We start from the raw sequence: 24,056 nt of genomic DNA, 5'->3' as shown, positions 1-24,056 counted from the left end.
ATTTGAACGGAGCTGACCGAAAGACAGCAAACCGCACACTGCAAAATTCGTCGTATGCACATTATACAACAACGCACGGTACGACTATGCACTTTGGAGGCTGAAAGCTGCACTTTACCCTTAGCGAGTCATGCGAATGATGCGATCGCAAATCGTTTCCGCATCTGCTTTGTCATGCGTGACCAGGATCGAAGTCATCTTGGCAGCTCGCAGCATTCGCTTCAAGTCATCTCGTATTTTTGTTTTCAGCTCGGCATCCAGATTACTGAACGGCTCATCCATCAACAAGATAGCCGGTCTAGGTGCCAGTGCACGCGCAAATGCGACACGCTGCTGCTGTCCCCCGCTCAGCTCATGAGGATATCGCTTGCCGTAACCTTCGAGCTGTACGAGCGACAACATCTCTTTCAAACGAACCAGACTCTCTGCTTTGGATAAGCGATGCAGACCGAACAAGATGTTTTGCTCGACAGTCAAATGCGGAAAAAGCGCATAATCCTGAAAAATCATGCCGATCCCGCGTTGCTCTGGCTCCACAAACTGCCCTTGATCGACCAACACTTTCCCATCGATCTGGATGCGCCCGCTCTTCGGGGACTCCAGTCCGGCTATCAAGCGAAGCAATGTACTTTTTCCACAACCGCTATTCCCGAGCAGCCCGACAACTTCCCCCTGCTCCATCTGCAAGGAAAAATCCCGGATGACGCTGCCGTTCCCGCTTGCATAACCAAACGTCAGGTTTTTCACTTCAAAAAAAGTCATTTTGCCTGTCTCTCTCCTAACCAGTGATAGAAAATAACGGAGACGATCCCCACTGCAATAATACAGAGCGAAGGAATCGCGGCCTGATGAATTTGTTCATCGCTTGCATATTGATACGCCTTTGTTGCCAGCGTCTCGAAGTTAAAGGGACGAAGGAGCAAGGTAAGCGGCAATTCCTTCACGATTTCCATGAACACCAGAATAAAACCAGTGAGCACAGCCCCTTTGATTAATGGCAAATCCACCTTGAAAAAGGTTCGTGTCATGCTCATCCCGAGCATACGTGCCGCTTCTGAATAGCGGTTTCCCGTCTTCTCAAACCCTGCCTCGACTGCATTGAATCCGACTGCAAGGAAGCGGATGATGTAGGCAAACGTCAGCATGAACAAGGACATGCTGAGTACCAGCTTGTTGGCGCCAAAGCCCAGCCAGCTATAGAAGGAACTCAGCTCTTTATCTACGGACATCACCACCGCCATCACACCGATGGACAAGACTGCCCCCGGAATGGAATAGCCCATGGAAATCAAGCGCGTCAGTGCCACAGCGAATATCGAACCTTGGGAGAATCGGATGACATTCGCTACGATTACCGCGAGCAGCATCAAGATGGTGATTGAGATACAGGAAATGAACAGCGTATTGCTCAAGAGCTTCCAGAAGGTCTCGTTCAATACTTCCCCGTACGTCCACGTTGCCCAGACAATCAATTGTCCAACAGGGATCACAAACGAAAACGAAACAATAACCAATCCGAAGATTACGGCAGCGTACATCGGGATTCCGCGCAATTTTCTGCGTGTGAGCGGCGTGCTCCTGTTCGTAGGCGAGCTGAATTTTTTTCTTTTACGCACGAGACGTTCGACGATAAAGATCCCGATAATCAACGTCATGAGCCAGGCGGACAAACGGATAGCCGATTCTACGTCGTACATGCCAAACCACGTCTTGAAAATCGCCGCTGTAAAAGACTGAATTCCAAAATGCTTCGTCACCCCAAAATCATTGAGCACTTCAAATGCCACCAGACTCGCGCCACCCACAATGGCTGCCTGTGACATAGGCAGGACGATGCGAAAAAAGATATGCGTTTGGTTTTTACCGAGCAATCTGGCATTTTCAATGAACACAGCACTCTGCTTTTCAAGAAAGGTTTTCGTAATCAAATAGACGTACGGGAACAAAAACAGAGTAAAAATAAAAATAGCGCCCTTCATCGACATGATGTCAAAGTAGCGTTGATCGAGCGTCAGCCCGAATGTATCACGCAAAATCGTCTGAATGCTCCCCGTATAGCTGAGCATGGAGCCGTACGTGTATGCTGCGATATACGGAGGAATCGCTAGCGGCAGCACGAAAGCAAATGAAAAAAAGCGACGCAATGGAAAATCGTAGGCAGCGACCAGCCAGGCCAAGGTCACACCTACGATGATCGTACAGGCTCCGGTACCGAGCACGAGCCATAACGATTGCAGCGCGTAATCCAGTAGCATGTACTCTTGGATATGCTGCCAGTTTTCATTTTGTTTTTGAAAGAGTCCGAAAAAAATATAAAGAGACGGGAGAAGGGCCAAAATGGCCCCTATCACGCTCAGCGTTACCCACCCGTTCAGTTTTCGTCTCAGGCTTCTACGCAAAAGTGCTCCCGTCATGCTTATTTCCAACCTGCTTGATTCAGCAGTTCTACCGCTTTTTTGTTATACTCGCCGAGCTTAGCAAAGTCGAGCTTTTGCGTTTTGAATTCTCCCCACTCTTTCAAAAGAGCAGGCTTGTCAGCCTCTGCATTTACAGGGAACTCGTAGCTTCCGTTTGTCAGCATCGTTTGAGCCTCTTTACCTGTGACGAACTCAATCAATTTCACGGCATTGTCCTTGTTTTTCGCGTGCTTGGTCAAACCAATACCGCTGATGTTCAAGTGTGTACCTGTCGTTTCTTGGTTAGGGAAGAAAACGCCGATGTTTTGCGCGACTTTTACTTCCTCTGCATCTTTGGAGTTCAGCATTTGTCCAACATAGTAGGTGTTCATGATCGCAACGTCACCGACTTTGGCAACGACTGCTTTTGCCTGATCACGGTCTCCACCTTCAGGCTTGCGCGCGAAATTGTTTACCAGACCCTTTGCCCAATCCAGTGCAGCCTGCTCGCCATTCAGCCCAATAAAAGAAGCAACGAGTGACTGGTTGTACAAGTTGGAAGAAGAGCGTACCAATACTTTGCCTTTCCATTTATCCGTAGCCAAATCTTCATACGTAGACAGCTGCTCTGGCTTCACACGATCCTTCGCATACACGATCACACGCGCACGGGTAGCCATACCGATCCATTGGTTGTCAGGATCACGCAGTTCTTTCGGTACGTTCTTCTCTACTTCAGCAGATTGAATCGGTTGCAGAACGTCATTTTGCTTCGCGTAGTTCAGAACACCACCGTCTACCGTGATGAACAAATCCGCTTCGGAGCTCTCTCCTTCACGTTTCAAGCGCTCAACCAGCTCTTCTGCTGTACCCTTCACTTCGTTTACCTTGATGCCTGTTTGCTTCGTGAATTCTGCGAACAATTTGCTATCAATATCGTAATGACGCGCTGTAAATACGTTAACGACTTGCTCTGTGGCAGCCGGCTCCTGTGCCTTTGGCGCTTCTGTTTGCGGCTGGGCAGTATTCGCGCCGTTTCCGCATGCAGCAAGTATTGGCAACGTCAGCATCGTACTCAGCATGACCGCCAGCATCGATTTTTTTCTCATTTTGATTCTCCCTCTCTATCGCAGTGATTATTGATAATGAATATCATTGCCAATTGACAAGGCTTATTGTAACGAACAAAAATGAGAAAATACTGTGAAAATAAAAAAACATCCCCAATTATTTTTAGCGAGATGTGGATCGGTTGAAATTCACTGACGAAACGGTACAAAAACAGTCACAGTCGTCCCTTTCTGCTCCACACTCTGAATCGTTATGCTTCCGTTGTAACGCGCGAGCAATCTTTTGGCGATGGCAAGCCCAAGTCCATACCCGCTCTCCCCGCTGTTTCTGGCTTTGTCTACCCGATACAATCGGTCCAAGACATACGGCAAATCCTGCTCAGGTATGCCGATTCCTTCATCTATGATTGCCATACTGGCTACATTTTCTTGAACCATGGCCCTCACGCAGATTCTCCTGCTCTCCCCGGAATACTTGACCGCATTATCCAAAAGGATCAGTAGCACTTGCTCCAGATGTTCTTCCGAAATGGCTAGGATTTCTCCAGACAAAGGCCCTAGTTCTTGCTCTATCGTAAATGTCGGCTGAATCGTGGCGAATTTCTTGATCATGCGACAGACAGCCCGATCCGGATCACGGAGCGCGACATCCTCTTCGATCTCCACATGCTCCGCTCTTGTCAAAGCGAGTAGCTCCTGCACCAGTCCTTTTAGTCTGGCGAGCTCTTGAATCGATGTCTGCAAGGATTCCTCCAAAACAGCTGGATCATTTTTGCCCCAACGCCGCAGCATTCCCAGATGCCCTTCGATAATCGCGATCGGCGTCCGCAGCTCATGTGAGGCATCTTCGACGAATTGTCTCTGCTGCAAAAAGGACCGCTCCACCTGATCCATCATTTTATTGAACATTTTCATCAAGGTCGCAATCTCATCTTGATTATCGTGAAACTGCACGCGTTCATGGAATCCTTTTTGCCGGACATTGCTCATCGTTTCATTCATCGATTGCAGAGGCCTAAGCAATTGCCGCGCGAGCAATCTGCCACCCAGGCCGCTTATGATCACAGCGGTCAAGCACCCAATTGCCATGACCTGAAAAAGCGCACCACTCAACTGCTCAAATTCTTTCATATTCTTCAGAATCATGACTGTCCCGTTAAATTGAAAGATCGTAAGAGGACTGCTCATGATCAACAGGTCACCACGCACTTCTTGGGTCTGGGTGCGAATCGACTGAACAGGCGGAAGCGGTGGCAGTGTGATATCTTGAAAATTTTCCGATACGACAACAATCGGTTTACCTTCTTCGTCCAGAATGCGAATCATCTGGTTTCGTTGATTGATTTTCTCCAGGAAGCTGCGTAGCTCTGTGAGGTCCTCCACCTCAAAAGATTGCTCTTTTTCCAGCGTGTAGTTGAGGAACTCTCGCATCGTCTGTTGCACAACCTGTTGTTCCTGATTAAACATCCACTTCTCTACAAAAAAATATTGGAAGCTATTATAGCCAATGAATACGAGAAAAAGCAGAAGTGACGACCAGAGTGTCAGCTTCCATTTGATAGGGAGCTTTAAGAATCTCGATGGCTCTCTCATTTTCGCATCACGTAGCCAATCCCGCGTACAGTCGAGATATAGCTATCCTCATTGGGAGAATCGATTTTATTACGCAAATACCGAACGTACACATCGACAACATTGGTCTCGACAGCCGCCTCGAATCCCCATACGGTATCGAGTAGCACCTCGCGAGGCAGGACTCGATTGATGTTTTTCATGAACGTCACGAGCAAATCATACTCTCTTTTGGTCAACTCAACAGGTTGATTATTTTTGGTGACGATACGTCCCTCCATTTGGACCACCAGCCCTCGGTGCGCGAGCATGGTTCGGGGGACATTCTCCTGTTCTTCCTGACGGCGAAACACAACGCGTATGCGTGCCAACAGCTCCTCGATCGCGAATGGCTTCGGAATATAATCATCGGCACCACTATCCAAGCCTGAGACACGGTCCGTAATACTGTCTCTGGCTGTCAGCATAATAATCGGCGTTTTTTTCACGCTGCGTATTTTTTGACAAACCGCTATACCATCAAGCCCTGGAAGCATGACGTCCAATAGTATGACATCCCATTCTTCCTGTAAAGCGAGCTCGAGTCCTTTATGTCCATCGTGCGCGACTGTAATCGCAAACGATTCGTAGCGCAGCTCTAGCTCAATAAATCGGGCCATATTGATCTCATCTTCTATCAGCAGCACTCTTTTCACATTTTGCCCACCCTTTTGCCCATGCCGGGGAATTCCACCTGATTGTAGATGAAAATAATTATCAGCGTCAATGTTCTCCTACGCAGCCCAGTAACCATGCGCCCACCACTTACATAAGATATGTCAAACTGGATCATGAACGAAGGTGGTGTAACATGTACGGATATCAGCCTTATGAATACCCATATGAATATGACTTGCGAGCCGTGTCCTCACAACATGGGCGGAGAACAGGACAATCTTTTGCCGAAATTCAGGGCGGTCCACTGGCGCCGAATCTGAATGGATATGTTGTGTTTACCGATGTCCCCTACGGTACCGAAGTGTTCGTGGAAGTCAGCGGTCTCCCCGCTTTCCAGCCAGCCGCTGGCAATCAACCGCAAATCGGGCCATTTGGTTTTCATTTGCATGAGCATGGCGTCTGTACGGTAGGAAATCCGAATGATCCCTTTACCGCAGCAGGCAGTCACTGGAACCCTACACATCAGCCACATGGCAACCACGTAGGCGACTTCCCCGTGCTGTTTTCCAATGACGGCTATGCACGAATGACTTTTTTCACAACCAATATCAGTGCAGCAGATGTGGTCGGCAGAAGCGTGATCATCCACCAAAGTCCCGACGACTTCCATTCGCAGCCGGCAGGAAATAGCGGAAAACGACTGGCATGCGGATTGATCTACGCTGGATAACGCTTCACTCGAACAGGAAAAGGGGGCAACTCTGTAAGCTGCCCCCTCCCATTATTGAATCAGCTATCGCCGTAATGTAGACAAATCAAATGCTGGTACAAGCCCTTCCTCGGCTGCACGACCGAGCAACGCCTCGACAGCTGCATAACCATCGTTACCCAAGTTTCTCGTAAACTCATTCACGTACAAGTTAATATGCGCTTGCGCTACCTCCAGAGACAGCTCTTGGGTATGGGACATGACATATTCTTGCGATGCGGTTGGATTCGCCCATGCATATTCCACAGAGGAGCGCGTCCAATTGGTCAGAGCCTCGATGTCCATTGATTTTTTCGCGATGATGGCACCCAACGGAATCGGCAAATTGGTATCAGACTCCCACCAGTTGCCCAAGTCCGTCATGAGAGACAGCCCGTAGTTTTGATACGTGAAACGTGCCTCGTGGATCACGAGTCCCGCATCGATCTTGCCGTCACGTACAGCAGGCATAATCTCATGAAACGGCATGACGACGATCTCCCCTACACCACCTGGGACATTTTGTGCAGCCCAGAGCCGGAACAGTAAATAAGCTGTGGAGCGCTCACTCGGAACTGCTACACGTTTGTTGGACAGGCGTGCTGGATCGTTCGCACTCTCGCCAGAATTTCCTTGGGTCAAAACGAGTGGCCCGCATCCTCTGCCCAGTGCACCGCCGCAAGGGAGCAACGAGTAGTTGTCCATCACCCATGGCAATGCCGCATAGGAGATTTTCATTACTTCAGGGCCTTCCCCCTGTGCAGCAAGCGTATTCGTAATATCGATATCTGCGTACATTATATCGAGCTTTGGCGCTCCCGGAATCAAATCATGTGCCCAGGCATGAAAAACAAATGTGTCATTCGGACATGGTGAAAACGCAATTTTCATGATAGTACCTCCCGTAGTACAGAGCTTCCCTTTTCCAGAGATTCCAACGCATCTTTTATCCGCCAAGCGGATTTATCCCGTGGTCCAATTGCATTCGATACCGTGCGAATTTCCAGAACAGGTCGTCCAGCAGCCTCGGCAGCAGTCGCAACGCCATACCCCTCCATCGCTTCAGCCAGCGCGTCTGGCATCCGCTGTGCCAAAGCCGCCGCTGTTTCCACTGTTCCCGTTACGGTTGATAGTGTGAGTACGATGCCTTTTTTGGCAGCCAAGCCTGCTGCCCTCATTGCTTCCGTTGCCCGTTCGACCAACTCCTGATCGACACTTACTCGAGCTGATCCAAATCCCAATTCGTCTACACTGCAAAAGCCCTCAGGCGTTTCTGCCCCCAAATCCGCACAAATAATCTCTGTCGCGACAACGAGCGACCCAATCTCTGCTTGTCCCACGAATCCACCGCATATTCCTGCACAAATGACCAGATCGTAGTCCGCGCAAGCAAGCGCTCTGGCTGTACTCGCTGCGGCTGCAGCAGGCCCTACTCCCCCAGCGATGACTGTGAAACGCTCATCCCCTTGAATGCCGCGCATCACTGCATCCCGTTCTGCGTCAACGGAGGTCACGACCAGAATGCTTCTATATTGTTGCGACAAAATCATTTGCCCTAGCTCCTTTCAACCGCTTTCCATCTTCCACGTTATCGCTACTTTTCGTTCGTGTAAAGGCGTTTAAAGAGTTTGTCAAAAGACAGGGAAATTATTACAATGGAACCTGCTGTGCATTTTCGTTAGATAAGAGGTGACCGATTATGCTTCATCCACCGAATCCGAACACCCATCCCGACTGGCTTGCCCCCCATTCTTTGGCCTGGTACACTCAGCTGGGCGAAATGACTGGTGAATACGTATACCCGTGGCGCTCTACCATTACGGAACCGAATGGCGAGTCGCTTTTTATGGAAGAAATTAGTCGCATGGTTCCGAATCAATCCGTTCTCGATATCGGCTGCGGGCACGGAGCATTCACACTGCACTGGAGTCGTTCTGCCAAAGATATTGTCGGCTTGGATGTGACAGAAAACTTTGTGCAGAACGCCCGTACGCAAACACCCGCAAACGTTTCCTTCGTTATCACCAATACGAAATATACCTTCCCTTTCCATGACGATACGTTCGATTGCGCCTACAATCGCAAGGGACCTACCTCCGCCTATCCAGATATAGCACGCGTGGTCAAAAGAGGAGGCTCATTCATCGGATTACATCCGGGCGATCAAATGTCCTCCGAATTATTCGAATGGTTTCCTCATTTATTTGGTTCACGTCCAGTAAACACTCCAATCCTGCAAAATCTACAGGAGAGACTCAGACAAGCTGCTTTCCAGCGAGTGGATATTCAGACGGTGATCGCCACCGAGTATCTTCAGACCCCACTCGATGTCATTCGCATGCGTTGCTTCGGGCAAAGTCCCACTATTCTCACGTCCACCATCGAACAACACATGGAGAGTGTTATGCCGATTTTTGACCACTATGCGACTTCTGACGGTCTGCCAACTACGCATATGTATTACCTCGTTCGCGCGATTGTTTGATTCTTCCTGTTAAAAAACCTCTAGCCGTATTTGGCCAGAGGTTGTCACTACGCTTATCCTTTTAGCAAATAGCTGTTGCCATCTTCATCCTGAAAAGTCGCATAGGTCCCCCACTGCATCTTGTTCAGTTCCCCTTGAAAAACAACACCGTTTGCGCGCATCGTTTCGTACGTCTTTTCAATTTCTGTACATTCAAAAACGATCGAGGCTTTTTGTTCCTGCCAGTTGCTCATCATACTTTTCGGATAGAGTACCAAAGCAGTCTGGGCACCTGCTGGTCCTACCTCCAGCCAACTGCTGTTTGGTCCCATCGGGTGCTCTTGCTTGACTTCAAATCCAACCTTTTCTGTCCAGAACACTTTTGCACGTTGCTGATCTTCTACGTAGACAGCTACGGTTGCCATTTTGGTAATCATAATATCCTCCTTACTAACTCGAACCTTATCATCCAATTGTAACCGAAAAAAAGTTTACTTATCGCTATCAGCATACCCAAATGTTGACAATAGTTGCACAGGTATTTATATTTAATTACGAAATGTAAGGAACGAAACATTGAATAAGCTTCTCCCTTTCAATGCATCATGATAGTGTAAAAACAAGTTGCAGGAGGAATGCAGAGTGGGTAAGGATTTTATTACAGCCGTAAAAGACAGAAGAACGTACTATGGGATCAGCAAGGAAAATGTTGTATCTGATGAGCGCATTAAAGAAATCGTGCAGGAAGCAGTAAAGTACTCACCATCCGCATTCAACTCCCAAAGCGCTCGCGTTGTTGTCCTCTTGGGTGCGGAGCACGATAAGCTGTGGAACATCACCAAAGAAACCTTGCGTAAAATCGTTCCCGCTGAAAATTTCGGAGCCACGGAAGAAAAAATGAACGCCTTCGGTAGCGGCTACGGCACAGTTCTTTTCTTTGAAGACCAAAGTGTCGTCGAAAACCTCATGCAGCAATTCGAAGCGTACAAAGATAATTTCCCGATTTGGTCCGAGCAATCTTCCGGAATGCTTCAGTATGTTGTGTGGACTGCATTGGAAATCGAGGGCTTCGGTGCTTCCTTGCAGCATTACAATCCACTCATCGATGAAGAAGTCCAACAAACATGGAAGGTCCCTAGCACATGGAAGCTGAGAGCACAAATGCCTTTTGGCAAACCAACCGCTCAACCAGGTGAAAAACAATTCCAATCGCTGGATGAGAGAGTGAAGTTCTTTTCCTAAGTAACATTTCGCTCCATGTTCGTAATGGACGGCTCAGAGATTTCGTACTCGGGCCGTTCTTTCCTTTATTGAGCGATTGCTTTCCTCTATCGTCTGTGATAGTATTAGCTTAAACAAAAGATTCTTATTTAAAGCGTTCACATATTGTAAAGGGTTTACATTTATGTTTGAACCTTTTACAATGTGTGAATTTTATTTTATATAAATAAAAGTTACATATTCATTTTATTTTGTTGGAGGTAACACCCATGCAAACAGGTACAGTTAAATGGTTCAACGCAGAAAAAGGTTATGGCTTCATCGCAGTTGAAGGCGGAAACGATGTATTCGTTCACTTCAGCGCAATCCAAGGCGACGGTTTCAAAACCCTCGAAGAAGGCCAACGCGTTGAATTCAACGTGGTTGAAGGCAACCGTGGTCCACAAGCTGAGAACGTAACAAAACTGTAAATTACACATAAAGCTGCCCTTGCGAATAACAAGGGTGGCTTTTTTTTCCAGTCATTTTTCCTCACAAAATTCGTTCTTTGTTCCTAAAGAGCAGTTGACATTAGCTATGCCTCCCCATATAATCACTTTATAATGCAGAGTAAAGCAACGGCGCTTTCTAGCATAAGTTTTAAAATGTACACAACGAAATAAACGTGACTTGCCTTTTTCGTTTATTTTTAGCGAGCTATGAAAGCGGTTCCAGTTGGTTGTTATTGACATTACCTGTAAACAAAAGTTCATACGAAATAAGCAAAGGCGCTTAGGGTATATCTCATTCATTCATGAGATCCTAAGTGCTTTTATTGTTTACATCCGCAAAAAGGTGGGATATCCATGGAGCACATTGGAAGCGTCATTATTTACATCATCATGTTATGTGCAGTAATTGGTGCCATTGCCGCGATCCGCAACAGCGATGAGGGTCTCGGTAAGGAGTTCATGGAAGGGATTCACTCAACAGGTTACATCTTCGTTCCTGCTGCCGGTATTATGGCGTCCCTCCCGTATATCTCTTGGTTCGTAGAAAAAGCGGTATCACCCATCTTCAACAAAATTGGAGCAGATCCTGCGATTGCGGCAACTGCGATTCTCGCATCTGACATGGGCGGCTATCAGTTGGCAAACCTCCTGAAGACCTCCACGGAAGGTTGGATTATGGCGATGATCGTCGGTCTGATGGCCGGTGCTACAATCGTGTTCTCCATCCCAATGGGTCTTGCTATGTTGGACAAGCGCGACCATAAATACATGGCGCTTGGCGTAATGTCCGGTATTTTGACAGTTCCGATTGGTGCTTTTATCTCCAGCGCCATTCTTGTTTTGACAAATGCAGAAGTTCGCAATGAAATCTCGACAAACGCTGAATCCACATATGCTTTTGCTATTGGTTTCGGTCAGGTACTGTTGAACCTTTCACCAATTTTGTTCTTCGTATTAGCGATTGCTGCTGGTCTGCGCTTCCTGCCAGACTTGATGATTAAAGGCTTCATGATTTTCGGAAAGACAATGGATGCAGCTATCAAGCTCGTACTCGTATTCTCGATCGTGCAACACTTTACTGGCATCTTCACAAAGATTTTCGGAGCTTGGGGCTTCGATCCGATCATCGCCGATCCAACTGATCAATACCGTGCGTTGGAAACTGCTGGTTACATCGGTATCATGCTCGCAGGTGCGTTCCCAATGGTATACATGCTGCGTAAATATGCAGCGAAGCCGCTCGAAGTATTGGGTAATAAGCTGGGCATGAGCCCTTCTGGTAGTGCAGGCTTGCTCGCAACTAGCGCGAACATCCTGGCGATGTTCCGTCTCATTCGTTCCATGCCGCCGAAAGACAAAGTTATCAACATTTCCTTCGGGGTTTGCTCAGCTTTCTTGCTGGGTGACCACTTGTCCTTCTCGGCTAACTTCCAACCAAACATTATCTTGCCAGTCATGATTGGTAAATTGGGTGCAGGTATTATCGGGATTGCTTTTGCTTACTGGCTCTCCGTTCCGAAAGCACTTGAACTGGAAAAACAGGATCGTGCAGCGGGAATTATCGGTCCAGATGAGTACTTGGATAATCACAACGCTCAAGCTGAAGTTGCAGCAACCAAACAATAAAAGCAAAAGAGCGGTCCTTCGTGGGCCGCTCTTTTTTCCTTTTACACAGCTTTCTGGTTCATCCCCCAAATTTCCAATGCAGGTACCGGCTTTTTTGAGCACCCTTCCATCGTTAATTCACGCGCTTCTTTTGACCACAAAAAAGGATAGATCGCGAACATTTCATCGCCTTTTAGCAGGGAAACGTCCTTCTCCCAATCCTTCCAGAAAAATGTCGCATAAAACGTATGGATATCCCCCGTCATTGCCCAGTGCAAAAAGTCGGTATAGCCAATTTCAAGGTCCTCCCACGCAAGACTGTCCGGAGCGAAATACCATATACCGCCTACCGAATCCGGAAACATTCCACCATTGATCGCAAAGAATCCCCCTATGACATCGTCTGCTACCAACAGCATCTCGTTCAAAGCACATTGCTGATTCCAAGAAGTGATGGAACGAGGTAAATGAGGATGGCCGGACCCTAGAATGCGTAGCCAGCCTTGGTGAATCAGAATCCCGCCTGTTTCGAAAGCAATAGCACCTAGAGTTGACCTCGTCGTTACTTGTAAATCAACAAGCTGTTTTTTCCCTTGTTCCTGTTCAGACGGCAGAAGGGTAATCTTTCGGTCTGACGCTGACTGCCATTTTTTTATTTCTTCTATCGCTGAATCCTCTTCGCAGTACAATTCCTCGAAGCTTTTCATTTCAGCCCCCACTCCAAAGTTATTGGCGCGGCGCCCACAAGATGACGCTCACTCCTACCAGGTAGATGATAGCACCCACCTAGTCATACAAATCGGGTGTATTTTAATCCACCCTCCATCCCCAAAAGACAGCAAGAATGATAAAAACCCCTCCATAGGCGGCATATACCCGCCCGAAGGAAGGGAAGCTTTGAAGCATAGTTTGTATATGTAATCATCACATTAGCTCGCCATGACGGACGAATCTTCAAAATCTACCCTTGATGGACAGCCTGTGGGGAGCAGCATAGATCTCCTTTGCCCGATTCAAGTGCAGATTTCAGGCTCTCCAAAACATGAGACCAAGCCATTTCGTGCCAGCCCCGAGCCTTTTCCCACTCCTCTCCCTCTTTCCAACCGAAATGCTCGACCAATACTTGCGTTTTCCCCTCTGCTTCAGACAAGGTGACAAGCACGTAAGTCAAGGCATCCTCGTGATTCATGGTATCTGCAAATTCATCCGGTCCCTTCCATGTAAAGCCCAAGCGCTCCTTCGGTTCAAAATGGGTAATGATGCACCCTTTCGTCCCCATCTGATCGCGATTGGCTGGATTGAAGTACAATTCGTACGCTCCGCCCAGATACGGCTCAATCGTTGCATCAGGCGCAAACCACTGAACAAGCCGTTCCTTTCGTGTCCACGCCCACCAAACCAGCTCTATAGACGATGATACTTCTATCTCCGCTTTCAAGAAACCCATTGTGCGTCCCCCCAACTATTTTCCTAACAGTTTGAAAATAGCAATTTCTGTATAATCAGTCAATACAGAACACTCGCTATCTCCAATTTCACGTCTGAATGAGATTTCAAGCGTATAAATGAGTCTGAACAAGTCTGAATGGAATATTTTTTACTAAAAAGTGTAATTATGCAGTAATCGCATAAGAATGAATGCTATAATAGCTAAGTAAGTAAAAAATTTCACAATGGGGAGAGGAACGATGGAACAACCACTTGCTAAATCGACTCATCAGAAATTACCCATTGGAAAATTGCTCAAGAGGGTCTTCGGTATCCTGATTGGTGCTTCCTTGTTCTCGGTAGCACTCGAGATTTTTCTCGTACCGAACAATATTATCGACGGTGGAATCGTAGGTATCTCGATTATTACCTCGCACCTATCTGGGTTGCCTCTTGGCGTTTTCCTTTTCGTGCTTAACTTGCCCTTCTTAATCATAGGGTACAAGCAAATCGGAAAAACGTTTGCACTCTCGACCCTCTTTGGGGTTACGATCATGTCAATTGGAACGACACTCCTTCACCCTGTTCCAGGGCTAACGGATGATCCCCTGCTTGCAGCTGTTTTTGGCGGCATACTTCTCGGAATTGGTGTAGGACTCGTTCTTCGTTATGGAGGCTCTCTGGACGGTACAGAGATCGTCGCTGTACTGCTTAACAAGAAATCTCCGTTCTCCGTTGGTGAGATCGTTATGTTCATGAACTTATTCATTTTGAGCAGTGCCGGATTTGTATTCGGTTGGGATCGGGCGATGTACTCGCTGATCGCCTATTACATTGCATTCAAAATGATCGATCTGACCATCGAAGGCTTCCAGGAGTCTAAAGCGGTATGGATCATTAGCGACAATCACAAGGATTTGGGAGATGCGATTGTAGCTCGTCTGGGCCGTGGCGTTACCTATTTGAATGGTGAGGGCGGCTATACTGGAGACGACAAGAAAGTAATTTTCTGCATCATTACACGATTAGAAGAAGCCAAGCTGAAGCTGATCGTGGAAGAAGTTGACGAGAATGCCTTCCTGGCTGTCGGCAATATTCACGATGTGCGCGGCGGGCAGTTTAAGAAGAAAGCGATTCATTAAAGGGAAAAAAGTGTACCCTATAGAGTGGGCGTTTGGGAACGTCTGTCTATAGGGTATTTTTTTATTTACTATCATGTCTATTAGCTATTTCTTGCATAATTATTTTTTTAAACTTAGGTAATAACTCGTGCATTTTCTGATTATCGTACCATTCCACATCCTTCCAGAAATCATTATATCCCTGTAACTGCTCTGCAATTATTAATAATGTTTCTCTTGATAGTTGACTAAGCTTTGGTCCTGTATAAATCCGATAGATTCCATCCGTTGTCGGTGTCAATTGAAAGACCTGATCGACTCCATCAGGAAGACTGACATCGTATGGCTGAAAGACATACAACTGATCTTCTGCCAAACGTAGTTGATACGGTTCGTCGGTAGAAAAACCAAACCCATGGACGACTGGATAATATTTGCTTCCAGCTGTTGCCTGGAACGTAGCCATTTCTTCTTCACCCGTACCATTGGCACTACTTGCTACTACCTCCCCGAGTTCATCAAGGACATAGACGTCGTAATCCAAGGCAGAAGGAACTTGCAAGCTGACCGTTATCGGAGCATTTTTCTTGACCTCGAACGAATAAAAGTCCTGATCTCCTGAGTACGACAGGTAACTTTCGATTGAATTCCCAGCACTTACTGGAGAGCCTGTGAAACATCATCATTCGGCTCGTATAGATCGACGGAAGAAGCTACAGAAACTGCTTTCGCAGCAGCGAAGGATTTCACAGACCGACTCGTTAATTGCTCCCGTGCCGCTTTCATTTCAGCTTGGTACTTCTCAAGTAAATCTCCTGTTCTCTCGTCTTTTCGTTTTGCTAAAGAATCGTTTCTTTCCCTAGTCAATTTTTTTGCCAGTTCGAGGTTCTTGTTTTTGACGGAAAGCTTCATGAGCAGCTCCCATTCATTTGGATAGTGGACCCACTCACGATCAAATTGCTGGCTAGACCGATCTGCCGCCTCCATTGGCAAAGCCTTTTTGGAAGGATTGTCTCTTTCTTTTGCAATAATCGATGGGGTTGCAACATGAGACAACAAACCAGGAAAAAGATAAGATGCTTCCTTTTCATGTGATTTCTGTACCCCTTTCTGTTGATTTTTTCAAACGGATGAAACCAACCGACAAACGCAAACAGCCACCCGTCTGATCACCGGATGGCTGCTGTCTTGCTCGTATTGATTTCTTTCGTTTGACTCTAGTATAGACCGACTGGAACCATCTCGAGCAAAATGAACGCTCGTGTGAGGTTCTATAAAGAAGTGTCTACCATATGTTTCCACAACCTAAAAAATAGAGTACGATACTCGTATATCTCGTGGAAAAAGGAGGTTTTCTCAGTGAATCAAGCATTCTCGATAGAACGGGTTCCTTTTGAACAGAAGCACGCTCTCAAGCAAATGTTGGAGCTGTATACGTACGACTTCACTGAGTTTGAGCCTTTCGAAGTAGATGACGACGGCTTGTTTGGCTATGACTACTTTGAGAAGTATTGGGTCGAACCAGAACGCCATCCCTTTTTCATCAAGGTAAATGGTAAACTGGCTGGATTTGTCCTTGTCCGCATGCTCACAAGCCCTGATCCAGATTTGCCATCAACCCACTCCATTGCTGAATTTTTTATCATGAAGCGCTATCGTCGACTGGGGATCGGAAAAGCGGCCTCCCATCAAGTCTTCAAAATGTTCCCGGGTGCCTGGGAAGTCTTTCAATTGGAAAACAACATGCCTGCCATCGGCTTTTGGCGTGCCAGCATCCGTGATTACACAGTCAATCACTTTCAAGAGCGTCAAGAGGATGGCAAAGTCATACAAACGTTCCTTTCGAGACCATAGCAGAAAAAAGCCAAGGGACAGCGCAAATCCCTTGGCTTTTATTAAGAAAACTAACTAGCTGGTGACCGCAGGAAAGGTCATCACGACAACAGTTCCGCTACCCAGCTTGCTCTCCACCGTAATCTCTCCCCCGTGAGCCAAGACGAGCTGTTTAGCTATCGCCATGCCCAGCCCCGTACCACTGGTATTCTCTCCTGTATGCCCACCTCGATAGTATCTTTCGAACAGATTGGCCAGTGTCGTCTCATCCATGCCCGGACCATTGTCCGTAATTTTGACCACAAACTGATCGGCTGCAATCGACTGTACCTCTACGAGCACGTGTGTACCTGCCGGGGTATATTTGATCGCGTTTGTCAAAATGTTGACGATGATGCGGCGAAACCAGATTGGATCAACCTCGGCCGTTATCGATTGGACATTCGCCGAAAATTCGATGTCATGCAAGGACGAGCTCGGATCGTTCACCATATCCACCACAATCCTGCGAATGGTTTCTATGATCGCAACAGGTTGTTTGACCATCGGCAAAGCTTGATTCTTGAGTCGATAGGTCAAATTCAAATCTTCAATCAGCCCGTTCATGTAGTCTGACTTTTCCCGTATCGTTTTCCCAAATTCGCTGACTTCTTTTCTGTCCCATTCATACTGTTCGGACTCCAAAAAGGTAGCATAACCGTAAATCGAGCTCAGCGGTGTCTTGAGATCATGGGAGAGCCCGGTAATCCATTCCTCTCGCGTCTGCTCTATCTCTTGCTGAAGCTTTTCATTGGAACGCAAGGTTTCACTCAGATGCCGGAGAGCGTCAAACACATCCTTGAACACACGAAATGACTTCTTTTCTTTCCCTCGCCAATTCCTTCCTATTGGTTTCCCTTTTTTCCCGATGGGCTCCTCATAGCGGCCTTGGGCCAGTCTTTCCAGCCAATTCACCATGTGCAAAAGCGGCTTGCCTACCCGCCACGCATACCAGCTGCCTGCGAATAGAACGACCAGGATCAAAAGAATACCGATCTGGAGGAACGTTTCCTTGACCATGACATCCTCCGACGTCTCTTGGACACCAGACTGATAGGTTGGATTTGGAATGCCCACTACGTATGTCAAATCGCTATTTTTCTCATATCTGCTAGTGATATGGACAGGAACATTTTTGGCTGCCTCACCATTCTGAAGAACTTCCGTCATATCTAACTGGGCGGAAGCGTTCGGGTGATTCCACTGATGGATGAGTTTCCCCTCACGATCGTATACCAAGTACCATGCCTTTTCCCGGGAAAAGCTTTTGTTCAACTCATCCCATGTCTCCTTGCTCGTTCCCGTTTTTGCTGCGATCAGGCGCTTTATCATTTCTTTTTCGGGAGCGGGTGTTCCATAAAGGATGATAATGTTCTCGTCAGATTGGTTAATGACCCAATGTGTGATGTGGTAACGAGAAGCATCACGATTTTCTACATAAGCGATCCACTCCCCTGGCCCAAATTGACTGGGAACATCAGCAGGTGTCCGATAGTTGTACAGAATTTTGCCGTGCTTGTCGATGATCTGCAACCAGCCTTGATGTCTCGCCACACTCTTTTCGATTTCCGGATTGACGTGAATACGCTCCGCCTCATAATCAATCTTCAACGTCAAATCAGATGCATTCAGTCTGGACAAATCGATGGACAATTGCTCGTTCATAATCCGCCAGCCTAACCCCAGCATCGCGATAATCAGAAATAGCAGCAAGACGAGGAGAAACCCGAACAGTTGTCGGACATATTGAAAGATCAGCTTGTTCCGCAAATTCATGACTGTCTTGCCGGACTAACCAGCTTGTAGCCCAGCCCTCTCACCGTGACCAGGAGCTTTGGCTGTCCCGGATTTTCTTCTATGCGCTGGCGCAGCTTGTGAATGTGCACCATGACTGTATTTTCATCAAACATCCCGTACTCATCTTTCCATACATGATCGTAAATTTGTTCTTTCGTAAATACCCGGTTCGGATTCTGGCAGAAAAAGACGAGCAATGAAAATACTTGCGCCGGGCAGTCCACTCGTTCTCCGTTCACGAACAGCTCGGCTGCCTCCACATTTACTTGAAAACGTCCAAAATCAAAGCGCTTTTCTTCCTGCGCTGGAGCAGATCCCCCCAAGGTTCTGCGCAGATGAGCCTTCATCCGGGCAACAACCTCTAGTGGATGAAATGGCTTCGTTATGTAATCATCCGCTCCATAAGCAAATCCGCTTAATTTATCAAAATCCGTGCCCTTTGCTGTCAGAAAAAAGATCGGTGCCTTCGTTCGCTGGCGCACGGCTACGCACAGCTCAAATCCATTTTTATCAGGCAGCATGACATCCAGAATCAATAAGTCGTATGTCTTCTCCTCCACGAGACGAATCGCCTCTGCTGCTGTCGTACATGTATCGATCTGGATAAAGCCTTCCTTTTTTAGCACTGTTTGGAGCATCTGCAAAATCGCTTCTTCATCATCTACCAGCAAGATTCTTGCTTCTTTCTCCATATCCGTTCCCTCCCTTGCTGTCATTCATTCTACCATGAGAAACGACCCCAACAAAAAAGATAAGGAAATGGTAAGGTAGCGTTTTAGTAGGGGAAAGGTCTGGCCATTATGATGAAGGAGAAAGGAGCGGATTCACCTATGTGGGCTATTTGCCAACACGAATTTTTTCGGTTGTTTAAAAGTATCAAATCATTAATTACCGTTGCCTTTATCGTCGGCATCTCGTACTTGGTTTCTGACCTCGTCAATCAGGCAGCAAGCTTTCTCCCACAACAGGAGCTGGCGCAGGGACACGCGCTTGGTATCTTTGTGCTCATCATGCTATTCGGGCCCTTGTTTGTATTCAGCCTGTCTCATGATGTCATAAATCGTGAGCTAGCGGGCAGGACGATTCGTTTTCTCGTCACCCGGACTTCACGCAATCAGATCATTTTGGGGAAATTTCTAGGAGTGGCGTTCTTCTGGTTAACCTGCATGATTATTACGTTTAGCGTCGTTTTCGCCACCGTGCAAACGTTTGACGCGAAGACCTTTTACCTCTGCATATCCCTGCTTATCTATTGCATCTCGCTGGCACTGCTGCTCTCGCTCGTAATACCTCGCCCCAGCTACACGATATTTTTGGGAATTGTGATCGCACTGATCATGCCAGGTCTCGGACTGTGGAGCACCTTCTCCAGTCACCCAGCAGCACCATGGATTAAATATTTGACACCCTTTTCATTTATGGAAAAAGGCGGCGCCTGGACCGGCTTCATTTGGCTCTATGCAGCAGCTTTCCTGATCGCTTCTATGTACCTATTCCGACGGAGGGATTGTTAATGGCAATGATCGAGACCATACAGTTGAACAAGCGCTTTGGCAATCGCACGGTCGTGAATGACGTCAGTCTTACTGTGCACAGCGGGGAGATTTTCGGATTCCTTGGTCGAAACGGCGCAGGAAAATCGACCTTTATCAATATGCTGACAGGCATTCTGATTCCAACTGCGGGCACCATTCGCATGTTTGGAGAAGATGCCCATACAGAGGGATGGAAAAAACGAATTGGCGTACTGCCGGATTACTCCACCTTCTACGACCATTTATCTCCTGCGGAGCACCTGCACTATTTCGCTCAGGTAAAAGGCGTCACACTGACAAAGGAAGAATGCATGCGCATCCTGACAGACGTTGAGCTTGAGGAGCATGCATCCCGCAAAGCCAAAACCTTTTCCTTCGGGATGAAAAAGAAGCTGGGTATTGCCCAAGCATTAGTCGGAGACCCGGAGCTCATCTTCCTTGATGAACCTACTTCTGGCGTAGACGTCGAATCAGGCCTGCATATTCAAAATCTGCTGCGCAAGCTCCATCAACAAGGAAAAACGATCTTCATGACCTCGCACAATTTGAATGAAGTCGAGAAAATCTGTACCCGCATCGCCATCATGAAAAGCGGAAAAATCAGTTCACTCGGCACTCTCGATGAGCTGCAAGCTGCCCATCAGGCATGGCGATCTGTGCATGTGCGTCACTCGGCTTTTGCTACGGAGGATTCTGGAAACCTGCGCACCTTTATTGAGTCCCTCGGGCGCAATACGATTTGGGAAGACGGACGTCTCTCGATCCAGGTCGATGATGATCAAAAAGTAGCAACCCTCGTTCGTGCTCTTGTTCAGGCACGCGTGGATATATATGGCGTGAACGTTGAAGTACCTTCTCTCGAACGAATTTTTATGGGGGAAGAGTCTTATGATGCTTAATCTCGTTTTTGCCCTGCTCCTATCCGGGATGCTGCTTTTCAACATCTCGATAGGAAAAAGCATGACCACCGGAAGTATGGCAATCACAATTAGCCTGATTGTCCTCAATCTCATCTTTTTCATCACAAAGTACAGGAAGAGTCAGCATGAAAAAATGAAAGATCAGGTTAGTAGATACGAACGATAATCAGGCCCATGTAAATGGGGGAAGATTCGCATGGCCAGTAGGTATCTGGAGTTTGCCGTTATCCTGACAGGGATTTTGCTGTATAAAATCTTTTGGGGAGATCTTACACCGGGAGCAATCGGGATTTTAATTGGGCTGATTATTGTTACTCTCATCCTTTTCATGAGAAAGCAGTACGCAAAACGCGAGGAACAAAAGAAGCAAGAAAATACTTAGAAAAAAGCAGCTTGATTGCCACCGAAAACAGCTCGCAAGTTATGCGGCTATGGGGCAATGAACTGCTTTTTTCTTTTTTCTACAAGATTGCGAGAAGCTGATCCAGTCGTTCAATGACAGCGAGTGGTTGATGCTCGGAAGTAGGCTTCTTCCCTCGTGGATTGATCCAGACTGCTGAGAAGCCTGCGTCCATCGCGCCTGCTACATCTGCCTCCCACGTATCTCCAACGAACAGCACCTGCTTGCTCTCAACACGAAGCTTTTCACGAACATGTTCATATATGCGTAGATCAGGCTTATGATGTCCGATGATTTCGGAGAGAAACACCCGCTCCCGAGGAAAATACGCAGACAATCCCAACCGCTCCAGCTTGATAAATGCCATATCGACTGGACCATTGGTGACAATCCCTAGTGTATGCTCTTCTGCCAACCTCGCAATCGTAGACTGAACAGTGGCATCTGGCTGAACTGCATCCATACATGCAGCCTGATAGGCGCGTTGAAAATCGTCGACCTGCTCCGCTTCAATCTGTCGGTTACAATCAGCCATGGCTCGCTGAAAACGCAACCTTCTGTATTGCGTAAAATCGTAGCGTTTGGCAATAACATCGGCCCACAAATCATCGCCGTGGCGCCGCAGAGCCTCAAGAAATTTCTCTTGGTCTAATTCTGCTGTAAGTGTATGCGTCGCAATCGTCTGCTGCATCCCTTTCTCCCAGCAAGCTGAAAAATCGAAGAGAGTGTCGTCGAGATCAAATAGGATTGTTGTAAATTTGGACATGGCTGAGTTGCGTCCCCTTCCCTTTTTTCTTGCTGTTTTCATTGTGCATATGACTCTGTCTTTTGTTATGATCATTGTAACGGAAAAAGGAGGTGGAAACATGTCTATCGAAAAACTGGATATTTTAATAGAGGGTATGAATGAGTTGCGTTTGGTTGCTCATGCTCTTATGGATCGGCAGGACGAATTGGATGCCAAGATGGAAGCTTTGACTATGGACGTTCACCAGTTAAAAGCAGATGTTGCCGAACTGAAACAGGATGTCGCCATGTTGAAGCAAGATGTTGCTGAGTTAAAGGAAGGACAGGATCGTCATGAACGCATCTTGGAGACATTGACGCTCCGTGCTCTTGAATGGAATAATTTCCGCCTCGATTTCATTCGCAAATCTTCCTGAGACCTTTAGCCTTTAGGCAATTCCACAAGCAGTGTCTCTTTCAACTCAACTGGCAAAGAAATAGAATGGCGTGTATTCGCATCAATCATGACCATTGTCACATCGGCGTCCGCCACTAATACATCTGCAGCGTTGTACAGCTCCTGGCGGATGACGAAGCTTTTTTCACCCACTTTGACCACTGTAGTAATCGCCGTTACCTCTTCACGCATCTTCAACTCTTTGCGGTAGTTAATGTTAATATTGACCACTACCGGCATGATAGCCCGTCTCCTTAATTCATCCAGCGTAAATCCTTGCTCCCATATCCACTCAAAACGCGCCCACTCCATGTACTCTAAATACTTGGCATTGTTCACATGTCCGATTACGTCAATATCAGTAGAACGAACAGTTAGATGATAGCGATGAGCCATCGTTCTCACTCCTTGTTTTTCTTCAGTATAACGAATTCTGGTAGCTGAGTGAACATTCATTCAAAATATTCCGAATGATCATGCTGTTCTTTCCTGAACTTTTTCCTATAATTAAAATAAACACCAGAAAGGAAGATTGGATGTTCGAACAAGAACTATTGCCGACCTTGCAAACAGCTCGCTCCCGGTATCAGGATGCACTCGTCCATTTGAAAGAAGCCGAGCTTGGCTGGAAGCTGGCTCCGGGCTCCAATTCCATCGGATTTTTGATTCATCACATCGCGGAAGTCGAATATCGATTTTGTATGATGTTTTTCGGAAGAGCAATCCCGTCCGAAATCACCCTCACTACAATTGGACCTGTAAAGGATGAAGGGAACTTTACCGACTTGTCTTCCTTGCTTGCTTTCAAAGATGCTGCCTACCATTACTTGCTGGATTCTCTGGCTGCCCTGCCAAAAGACGCGTGGGACATCCCCTTTGAAGCACCAATTGCCACGTTGACTCCCCGTCAGGCACTTGGTCGTCTGATCTATCATATGGGCTACCATGGCGGGCAGATTGGACTTATCCGCAAGTACGGAGGAGCTCAATGAGTCTCATTCTGACAGGTGAGCGGCTCATCATTCGCGAATTGCTGCGCGAGGACTTACCCGACTTACTCGCCACCTACAACAGTAATCCAAGGTACAATCAGCTTCGAAACGGCACGAGCACAGTAAGTATTACTGAACTGCAAGCCGAATATGACGCCACGATAAGCATACCTTCCGGGCATTGGCTCGCCATTACTCGTGAAAATACGATCATCGGAGTCATCCATATCGTCCTCTCCAGTGAAAACGATCCAAAAAGCTGGATTAGTCTCTTGCTTCTGCATGCCGATTATCAGCAGCAGGGCTTTGGAAAAGAAGCAGTGATACTCATGGAATCCTACTGCATCCAGCATGGCAGTCAGCATGTTCATCACGGTGTCATTGCACATAATGAACACGCTCTTCTTTTCTGGGGGCGGCTTGGCTATGAGCAGTATCGTCAGGTGGAGGCACCAGTCGGTCGGCTGACACAACCGGTGCTGCTGGTAGCCAAGTGGCTAACCCCTACAAATTAAGGAGGTGAACTATATGAACCGTCGCCTTTTTGAAAATGATGTGCCCACCCTCCTCTCCTAGTCGGTGAG

At 47.2% G+C, this 24,056-nt stretch carries 30 protein-coding genes and 1 pseudogene; 14 read left to right on the top strand and 17 right to left on the bottom strand.

What is annotated here, in order from left to right; translation table 11 throughout:
• Positions 1-120 precede the first annotated feature (120 nt).
• From ACM6JA_RS28340 to ACM6JA_RS28320, 5 genes are all read right to left on the bottom strand, one after another.
• Positions 121-762, bottom strand: a complete 642-nt coding sequence (locus tag ACM6JA_RS28340; protein WP_414855084.1) for an ABC transporter ATP-binding protein — start codon at positions 760-762, stop codon at positions 121-123.
• A complete protein-coding gene (locus ACM6JA_RS28335; RefSeq protein WP_414855083.1) occupies positions 759-2,414 on the bottom strand; it encodes an ABC transporter permease in 1,656 nt (551 codons plus the stop codon). The genes ACM6JA_RS28340 and ACM6JA_RS28335 overlap by 4 nt, the downstream gene beginning before the upstream one ends.
• Positions 2,415-2,416: 2 nt before the next feature.
• Positions 2,417-3,505, bottom strand: coding sequence for a Fe(3+) ABC transporter substrate-binding protein (locus ACM6JA_RS28330; protein WP_007725396.1), 1,089 nt, complete (start codon positions 3,503-3,505; stop codon positions 2,417-2,419).
• 150 nt (positions 3,506-3,655) lie between these two features.
• Positions 3,656-5,059, bottom strand: coding sequence for a sensor histidine kinase (locus tag ACM6JA_RS28325; RefSeq protein ID WP_414855082.1), 1,404 nt, complete (start codon positions 5,057-5,059; stop codon positions 3,656-3,658).
• Positions 5,056-5,733 carry a response regulator transcription factor gene (locus ACM6JA_RS28320; protein WP_414855081.1) on the bottom strand — a complete coding sequence of 226 codons (678 nt, stop codon included), beginning with the start codon at positions 5,731-5,733 and terminating at the stop codon, positions 5,056-5,058. The genes ACM6JA_RS28325 and ACM6JA_RS28320 overlap by 4 nt, the downstream gene beginning before the upstream one ends.
• 155 nt (positions 5,734-5,888) lie before the next feature.
• Here ACM6JA_RS28320 and ACM6JA_RS28315 point away from each other — a divergent pair, with 155 nt between their 5' ends.
• The gene (locus tag ACM6JA_RS28315) at positions 5,889-6,425 is read left to right on the top strand and encodes a superoxide dismutase family protein (RefSeq protein ID WP_414855080.1); all 537 of its coding nucleotides are present in this window, start codon (positions 5,889-5,891) and stop codon (positions 6,423-6,425) included.
• 63 nt (positions 6,426-6,488) lie between these two features.
• On the opposite strand, the gene ACM6JA_RS28310 is transcribed toward ACM6JA_RS28315, so the two are convergent.
• On the bottom strand, positions 6,489-7,334 hold the full coding sequence (locus ACM6JA_RS28310) for a 1,4-dihydroxy-6-naphthoate synthase (protein ID WP_414855079.1): 846 nt from the start codon (positions 7,332-7,334) through the stop codon (positions 6,489-6,491).
• Positions 7,331-7,993, bottom strand: coding sequence for a futalosine hydrolase (locus ACM6JA_RS28305; RefSeq protein ID WP_414855078.1), 663 nt, complete (start codon positions 7,991-7,993; stop codon positions 7,331-7,333). The genes ACM6JA_RS28310 and ACM6JA_RS28305 overlap by 4 nt, the downstream gene beginning before the upstream one ends.
• A 149-nt stretch (positions 7,994-8,142) precedes the next feature.
• On the opposite strand from ACM6JA_RS28305, the gene ACM6JA_RS28300 reads away from it, so the two are divergent.
• Positions 8,143-8,928, top strand: coding sequence for a class I SAM-dependent methyltransferase (locus tag ACM6JA_RS28300; RefSeq protein WP_414855077.1), 786 nt, complete (start codon positions 8,143-8,145; stop codon positions 8,926-8,928).
• A gap of 53 nt (positions 8,929-8,981) precedes the next feature.
• Here ACM6JA_RS28300 and ACM6JA_RS28295 read toward each other — a convergent pair whose 3' ends face one another.
• Entirely contained in the window at positions 8,982-9,344 is a 363-nt protein-coding gene (locus tag ACM6JA_RS28295) for a VOC family protein (RefSeq protein ID WP_088910840.1), read from the bottom strand.
• A 205-nt stretch (positions 9,345-9,549) separates the two neighbouring features.
• On the opposite strand from ACM6JA_RS28295, the gene ACM6JA_RS28290 reads away from it, so the two are divergent.
• From ACM6JA_RS28290 to eutH, 3 genes are all read left to right on the top strand, one after another.
• Positions 9,550-10,149 carry a nitroreductase family protein gene (locus tag ACM6JA_RS28290; RefSeq protein WP_414855076.1) on the top strand — a complete coding sequence of 200 codons (600 nt, stop codon included), beginning with the start codon at positions 9,550-9,552 and terminating at the stop codon, positions 10,147-10,149.
• A gap of 248 nt (positions 10,150-10,397) precedes the next feature.
• Positions 10,398-10,598: a cold-shock protein gene (locus tag ACM6JA_RS28285; protein WP_007725380.1), complete on the top strand. Its 201-nt coding sequence runs from the start codon at positions 10,398-10,400 to the stop codon at positions 10,596-10,598.
• A gap of 375 nt (positions 10,599-10,973) precedes the next feature.
• Complete coding sequence (gene eutH, locus ACM6JA_RS28280; protein WP_007725378.1) at positions 10,974-12,245, top strand: ethanolamine utilization protein EutH; 1,272 nt, start codon at positions 10,974-10,976, stop codon at positions 12,243-12,245.
• 41 nt (positions 12,246-12,286) lie between these two features.
• On the opposite strand, the gene ACM6JA_RS28275 is transcribed toward eutH, so the two are convergent.
• From ACM6JA_RS28275 to ACM6JA_RS28265, 3 genes and pseudogenes are all read right to left on the bottom strand, one after another.
• A complete protein-coding gene (locus tag ACM6JA_RS28275; protein WP_414855075.1) occupies positions 12,287-12,931 on the bottom strand; it encodes a DUF2625 domain-containing protein in 645 nt (214 codons plus the stop codon).
• Between the two features lie 79 nt (positions 12,932-13,010).
• Positions 13,011-13,124 (bottom strand): annotated as a pseudogene (locus tag ACM6JA_RS28270) (hypothetical protein); the annotation flags it as partial.
• Positions 13,125-13,185: 61 nt separating this feature from the next.
• Entirely contained in the window at positions 13,186-13,671 is a 486-nt protein-coding gene (locus ACM6JA_RS28265; protein ID WP_414855074.1) for an SRPBCC family protein, read from the bottom strand.
• A 241-nt stretch (positions 13,672-13,912) separates the two neighbouring features.
• On the opposite strand from ACM6JA_RS28265, the gene ACM6JA_RS28260 reads away from it, so the two are divergent.
• The gene (locus ACM6JA_RS28260) at positions 13,913-14,794 is read left to right on the top strand and encodes a YitT family protein (RefSeq protein ID WP_017250060.1); all 882 of its coding nucleotides are present in this window, start codon (positions 13,913-13,915) and stop codon (positions 14,792-14,794) included.
• A 61-nt stretch (positions 14,795-14,855) separates the two neighbouring features.
• On the opposite strand, the gene ACM6JA_RS28255 is transcribed toward ACM6JA_RS28260, so the two are convergent.
• Positions 14,856-15,335 (bottom strand): hypothetical protein, encoded by a 480-nt coding sequence (locus tag ACM6JA_RS28255; RefSeq protein WP_414855073.1) that lies wholly within the window; start codon positions 15,333-15,335, stop codon positions 14,856-14,858.
• A gap of 95 nt (positions 15,336-15,430) precedes the next feature.
• The gene (locus ACM6JA_RS28250) at positions 15,431-15,829 is read right to left on the bottom strand and encodes a hypothetical protein (RefSeq protein WP_414855072.1); all 399 of its coding nucleotides are present in this window, start codon (positions 15,827-15,829) and stop codon (positions 15,431-15,433) included.
• Between the two features lie 303 nt (positions 15,830-16,132).
• On the opposite strand from ACM6JA_RS28250, the gene ACM6JA_RS28245 reads away from it, so the two are divergent.
• Positions 16,133-16,627 (top strand): GNAT family N-acetyltransferase, encoded by a 495-nt coding sequence (locus ACM6JA_RS28245; RefSeq protein ID WP_414855071.1) that lies wholly within the window; start codon positions 16,133-16,135, stop codon positions 16,625-16,627.
• A 54-nt stretch (positions 16,628-16,681) separates the two neighbouring features.
• Here the strand turns inward: ACM6JA_RS28245 and ACM6JA_RS28240 are convergent, their stop codons facing one another.
• A complete protein-coding gene (locus tag ACM6JA_RS28240; RefSeq protein ID WP_414855070.1) occupies positions 16,682-18,421 on the bottom strand; it encodes a sensor histidine kinase in 1,740 nt (579 codons plus the stop codon).
• Positions 18,418-19,134: a response regulator transcription factor gene (locus tag ACM6JA_RS28235; RefSeq protein ID WP_414855069.1), complete on the bottom strand. Its 717-nt coding sequence runs from the start codon at positions 19,132-19,134 to the stop codon at positions 18,418-18,420. Before ACM6JA_RS28235 ends, ACM6JA_RS28240 begins: the two co-directional genes overlap by 4 nt.
• 108 nt (positions 19,135-19,242) lie before the next feature.
• Between ACM6JA_RS28235 and ACM6JA_RS28230 the strand changes: the two genes are divergently transcribed.
• The 4 genes from ACM6JA_RS28230 to ACM6JA_RS28215 are packed head-to-tail and all read left to right on the top strand — an operon-like array spanning position 19,243 to position 21,279.
• On the top strand, positions 19,243-19,956 hold the full coding sequence (locus ACM6JA_RS28230; protein WP_414855068.1) for an ABC transporter permease: 714 nt from the start codon (positions 19,243-19,245) through the stop codon (positions 19,954-19,956).
• Complete coding sequence (locus ACM6JA_RS28225; RefSeq protein WP_414855067.1) at positions 19,956-20,876, top strand: ATP-binding cassette domain-containing protein; 921 nt, start codon at positions 19,956-19,958, stop codon at positions 20,874-20,876. Before ACM6JA_RS28230 ends, ACM6JA_RS28225 begins: the two co-directional genes overlap by 1 nt.
• Positions 20,866-21,063, top strand: a complete 198-nt coding sequence (locus ACM6JA_RS28220) for a hypothetical protein (protein WP_414855066.1) — start codon at positions 20,866-20,868, stop codon at positions 21,061-21,063. The genes ACM6JA_RS28225 and ACM6JA_RS28220 overlap by 11 nt, the downstream gene beginning before the upstream one ends.
• Before the next feature lie 30 nt (positions 21,064-21,093).
• Positions 21,094-21,279 (top strand): hypothetical protein, encoded by a 186-nt coding sequence (locus ACM6JA_RS28215; protein ID WP_414855065.1) that lies wholly within the window; start codon positions 21,094-21,096, stop codon positions 21,277-21,279.
• Positions 21,280-21,358: 79 nt separating this feature from the next.
• On the opposite strand, the gene ACM6JA_RS28210 is transcribed toward ACM6JA_RS28215, so the two are convergent.
• Positions 21,359-22,063 carry an HAD family hydrolase gene (locus ACM6JA_RS28210; RefSeq protein WP_414855064.1) on the bottom strand — a complete coding sequence of 235 codons (705 nt, stop codon included), beginning with the start codon at positions 22,061-22,063 and terminating at the stop codon, positions 21,359-21,361.
• A gap of 100 nt (positions 22,064-22,163) precedes the next feature.
• Here ACM6JA_RS28210 and ACM6JA_RS28205 point away from each other — a divergent pair, with 100 nt between their 5' ends.
• Positions 22,164-22,460, top strand: a complete 297-nt coding sequence (locus ACM6JA_RS28205) for a hypothetical protein (RefSeq protein WP_414855063.1) — start codon at positions 22,164-22,166, stop codon at positions 22,458-22,460.
• Positions 22,461-22,465: 5 nt separating this feature from the next.
• Here the strand turns inward: ACM6JA_RS28205 and ACM6JA_RS28200 are convergent, their stop codons facing one another.
• Complete coding sequence (locus ACM6JA_RS28200) at positions 22,466-22,876, bottom strand: acyl-CoA thioesterase (RefSeq protein WP_414855062.1); 411 nt, start codon at positions 22,874-22,876, stop codon at positions 22,466-22,468.
• Between the two features lie 140 nt (positions 22,877-23,016).
• Between ACM6JA_RS28200 and ACM6JA_RS28195 the strand changes: the two genes are divergently transcribed.
• A complete protein-coding gene (locus ACM6JA_RS28195; RefSeq protein WP_414855061.1) occupies positions 23,017-23,472 on the top strand; it encodes a DinB family protein in 456 nt (151 codons plus the stop codon).
• Entirely contained in the window at positions 23,469-23,987 is a 519-nt protein-coding gene (locus ACM6JA_RS28190) for a GNAT family N-acetyltransferase (RefSeq protein ID WP_414855060.1), read from the top strand. The genes ACM6JA_RS28195 and ACM6JA_RS28190 overlap by 4 nt, the downstream gene beginning before the upstream one ends.
• Positions 23,988-24,056 lie beyond the last annotated feature (69 nt).

The sequence above is a fragment of the Brevibacillus sp. IT-7CA2 genome (assembly GCF_949767855.1).
Taxonomy (GTDB): domain Bacteria; phylum Bacillota; class Bacilli; order Brevibacillales; family Brevibacillaceae; genus Brevibacillus.
This window is presented reverse-complemented; position numbering and strand designations above follow the sequence as displayed.

What these genes read in the sequence shown, in the direction of transcription:
- ACM6JA_RS28340 (WP_414855084.1), bottom strand. Translation starts at nt 762, where the DNA reads ATGACTTTTTTTGAAGTGAAAAACCTGACGTTTGGTTATGCAAGCGGG.
- ACM6JA_RS28335 (WP_414855083.1), bottom strand. Translation starts at nt 2,414, where the DNA reads ATGACGGGAGCACTTTTGCGTAGAAGCCTGAGACGAAAACTGAACGGG.
- ACM6JA_RS28330 (WP_007725396.1), bottom strand. Translation starts at nt 3,505, where the DNA reads ATGAGAAAAAAATCGATGCTGGCGGTCATGCTGAGTACGATGCTGACG.
- ACM6JA_RS28325 (WP_414855082.1), bottom strand. Translation starts at nt 5,059, where the DNA reads ATGAGAGAGCCATCGAGATTCTTAAAGCTCCCTATCAAATGGAAGCTG.
- ACM6JA_RS28315 (WP_414855080.1), top strand. Translation starts at nt 5,889, where the DNA reads ATGTACGGATATCAGCCTTATGAATACCCATATGAATATGACTTGCGA.
- ACM6JA_RS28310 (WP_414855079.1), bottom strand. Translation starts at nt 7,334, where the DNA reads ATGAAAATTGCGTTTTCACCATGTCCGAATGACACATTTGTTTTTCAT.
- ACM6JA_RS28305 (WP_414855078.1), bottom strand. Translation starts at nt 7,993, where the DNA reads ATGATTTTGTCGCAACAATATAGAAGCATTCTGGTCGTGACCTCCGTT.
- ACM6JA_RS28300 (WP_414855077.1), top strand. Translation starts at nt 8,143, where the DNA reads ATGCTTCATCCACCGAATCCGAACACCCATCCCGACTGGCTTGCCCCC.
- ACM6JA_RS28295 (WP_088910840.1), bottom strand. Translation starts at nt 9,344, where the DNA reads ATGATTACCAAAATGGCAACCGTAGCTGTCTACGTAGAAGATCAGCAA.
- ACM6JA_RS28285 (WP_007725380.1), top strand. Translation starts at nt 10,398, where the DNA reads ATGCAAACAGGTACAGTTAAATGGTTCAACGCAGAAAAAGGTTATGGC.
- eutH (WP_007725378.1), top strand. Translation starts at nt 10,974, where the DNA reads ATGGAGCACATTGGAAGCGTCATTATTTACATCATCATGTTATGTGCA.
- ACM6JA_RS28275 (WP_414855075.1), bottom strand. Translation starts at nt 12,931, where the DNA reads ATGAAAAGCTTCGAGGAATTGTACTGCGAAGAGGATTCAGCGATAGAA.
- ACM6JA_RS28265 (WP_414855074.1), bottom strand. Translation starts at nt 13,671, where the DNA reads ATGGGTTTCTTGAAAGCGGAGATAGAAGTATCATCGTCTATAGAGCTG.
- ACM6JA_RS28260 (WP_017250060.1), top strand. Translation starts at nt 13,913, where the DNA reads ATGGAACAACCACTTGCTAAATCGACTCATCAGAAATTACCCATTGGA.
- ACM6JA_RS28240 (WP_414855070.1), bottom strand. Translation starts at nt 18,421, where the DNA reads ATGAATTTGCGGAACAAGCTGATCTTTCAATATGTCCGACAACTGTTC.
- ACM6JA_RS28235 (WP_414855069.1), bottom strand. Translation starts at nt 19,134, where the DNA reads ATGGAGAAAGAAGCAAGAATCTTGCTGGTAGATGATGAAGAAGCGATT.
- ACM6JA_RS28230 (WP_414855068.1), top strand. Translation starts at nt 19,243, where the DNA reads ATGATGAAGGAGAAAGGAGCGGATTCACCTATGTGGGCTATTTGCCAA.
- ACM6JA_RS28225 (WP_414855067.1), top strand. Translation starts at nt 19,956, where the DNA reads ATGGCAATGATCGAGACCATACAGTTGAACAAGCGCTTTGGCAATCGC.
- ACM6JA_RS28220 (WP_414855066.1), top strand. Translation starts at nt 20,866, where the DNA reads ATGATGCTTAATCTCGTTTTTGCCCTGCTCCTATCCGGGATGCTGCTT.
- ACM6JA_RS28215 (WP_414855065.1), top strand. Translation starts at nt 21,094, where the DNA reads ATGGCCAGTAGGTATCTGGAGTTTGCCGTTATCCTGACAGGGATTTTG.
- ACM6JA_RS28210 (WP_414855064.1), bottom strand. Translation starts at nt 22,063, where the DNA reads ATGTCCAAATTTACAACAATCCTATTTGATCTCGACGACACTCTCTTC.
- ACM6JA_RS28205 (WP_414855063.1), top strand. Translation starts at nt 22,164, where the DNA reads ATGTCTATCGAAAAACTGGATATTTTAATAGAGGGTATGAATGAGTTG.
- ACM6JA_RS28200 (WP_414855062.1), bottom strand. Translation starts at nt 22,876, where the DNA reads ATGGCTCATCGCTATCATCTAACTGTTCGTTCTACTGATATTGACGTA.
- ACM6JA_RS28195 (WP_414855061.1), top strand. Translation starts at nt 23,017, where the DNA reads ATGTTCGAACAAGAACTATTGCCGACCTTGCAAACAGCTCGCTCCCGG.
- ACM6JA_RS28190 (WP_414855060.1), top strand. Translation starts at nt 23,469, where the DNA reads ATGAGTCTCATTCTGACAGGTGAGCGGCTCATCATTCGCGAATTGCTG.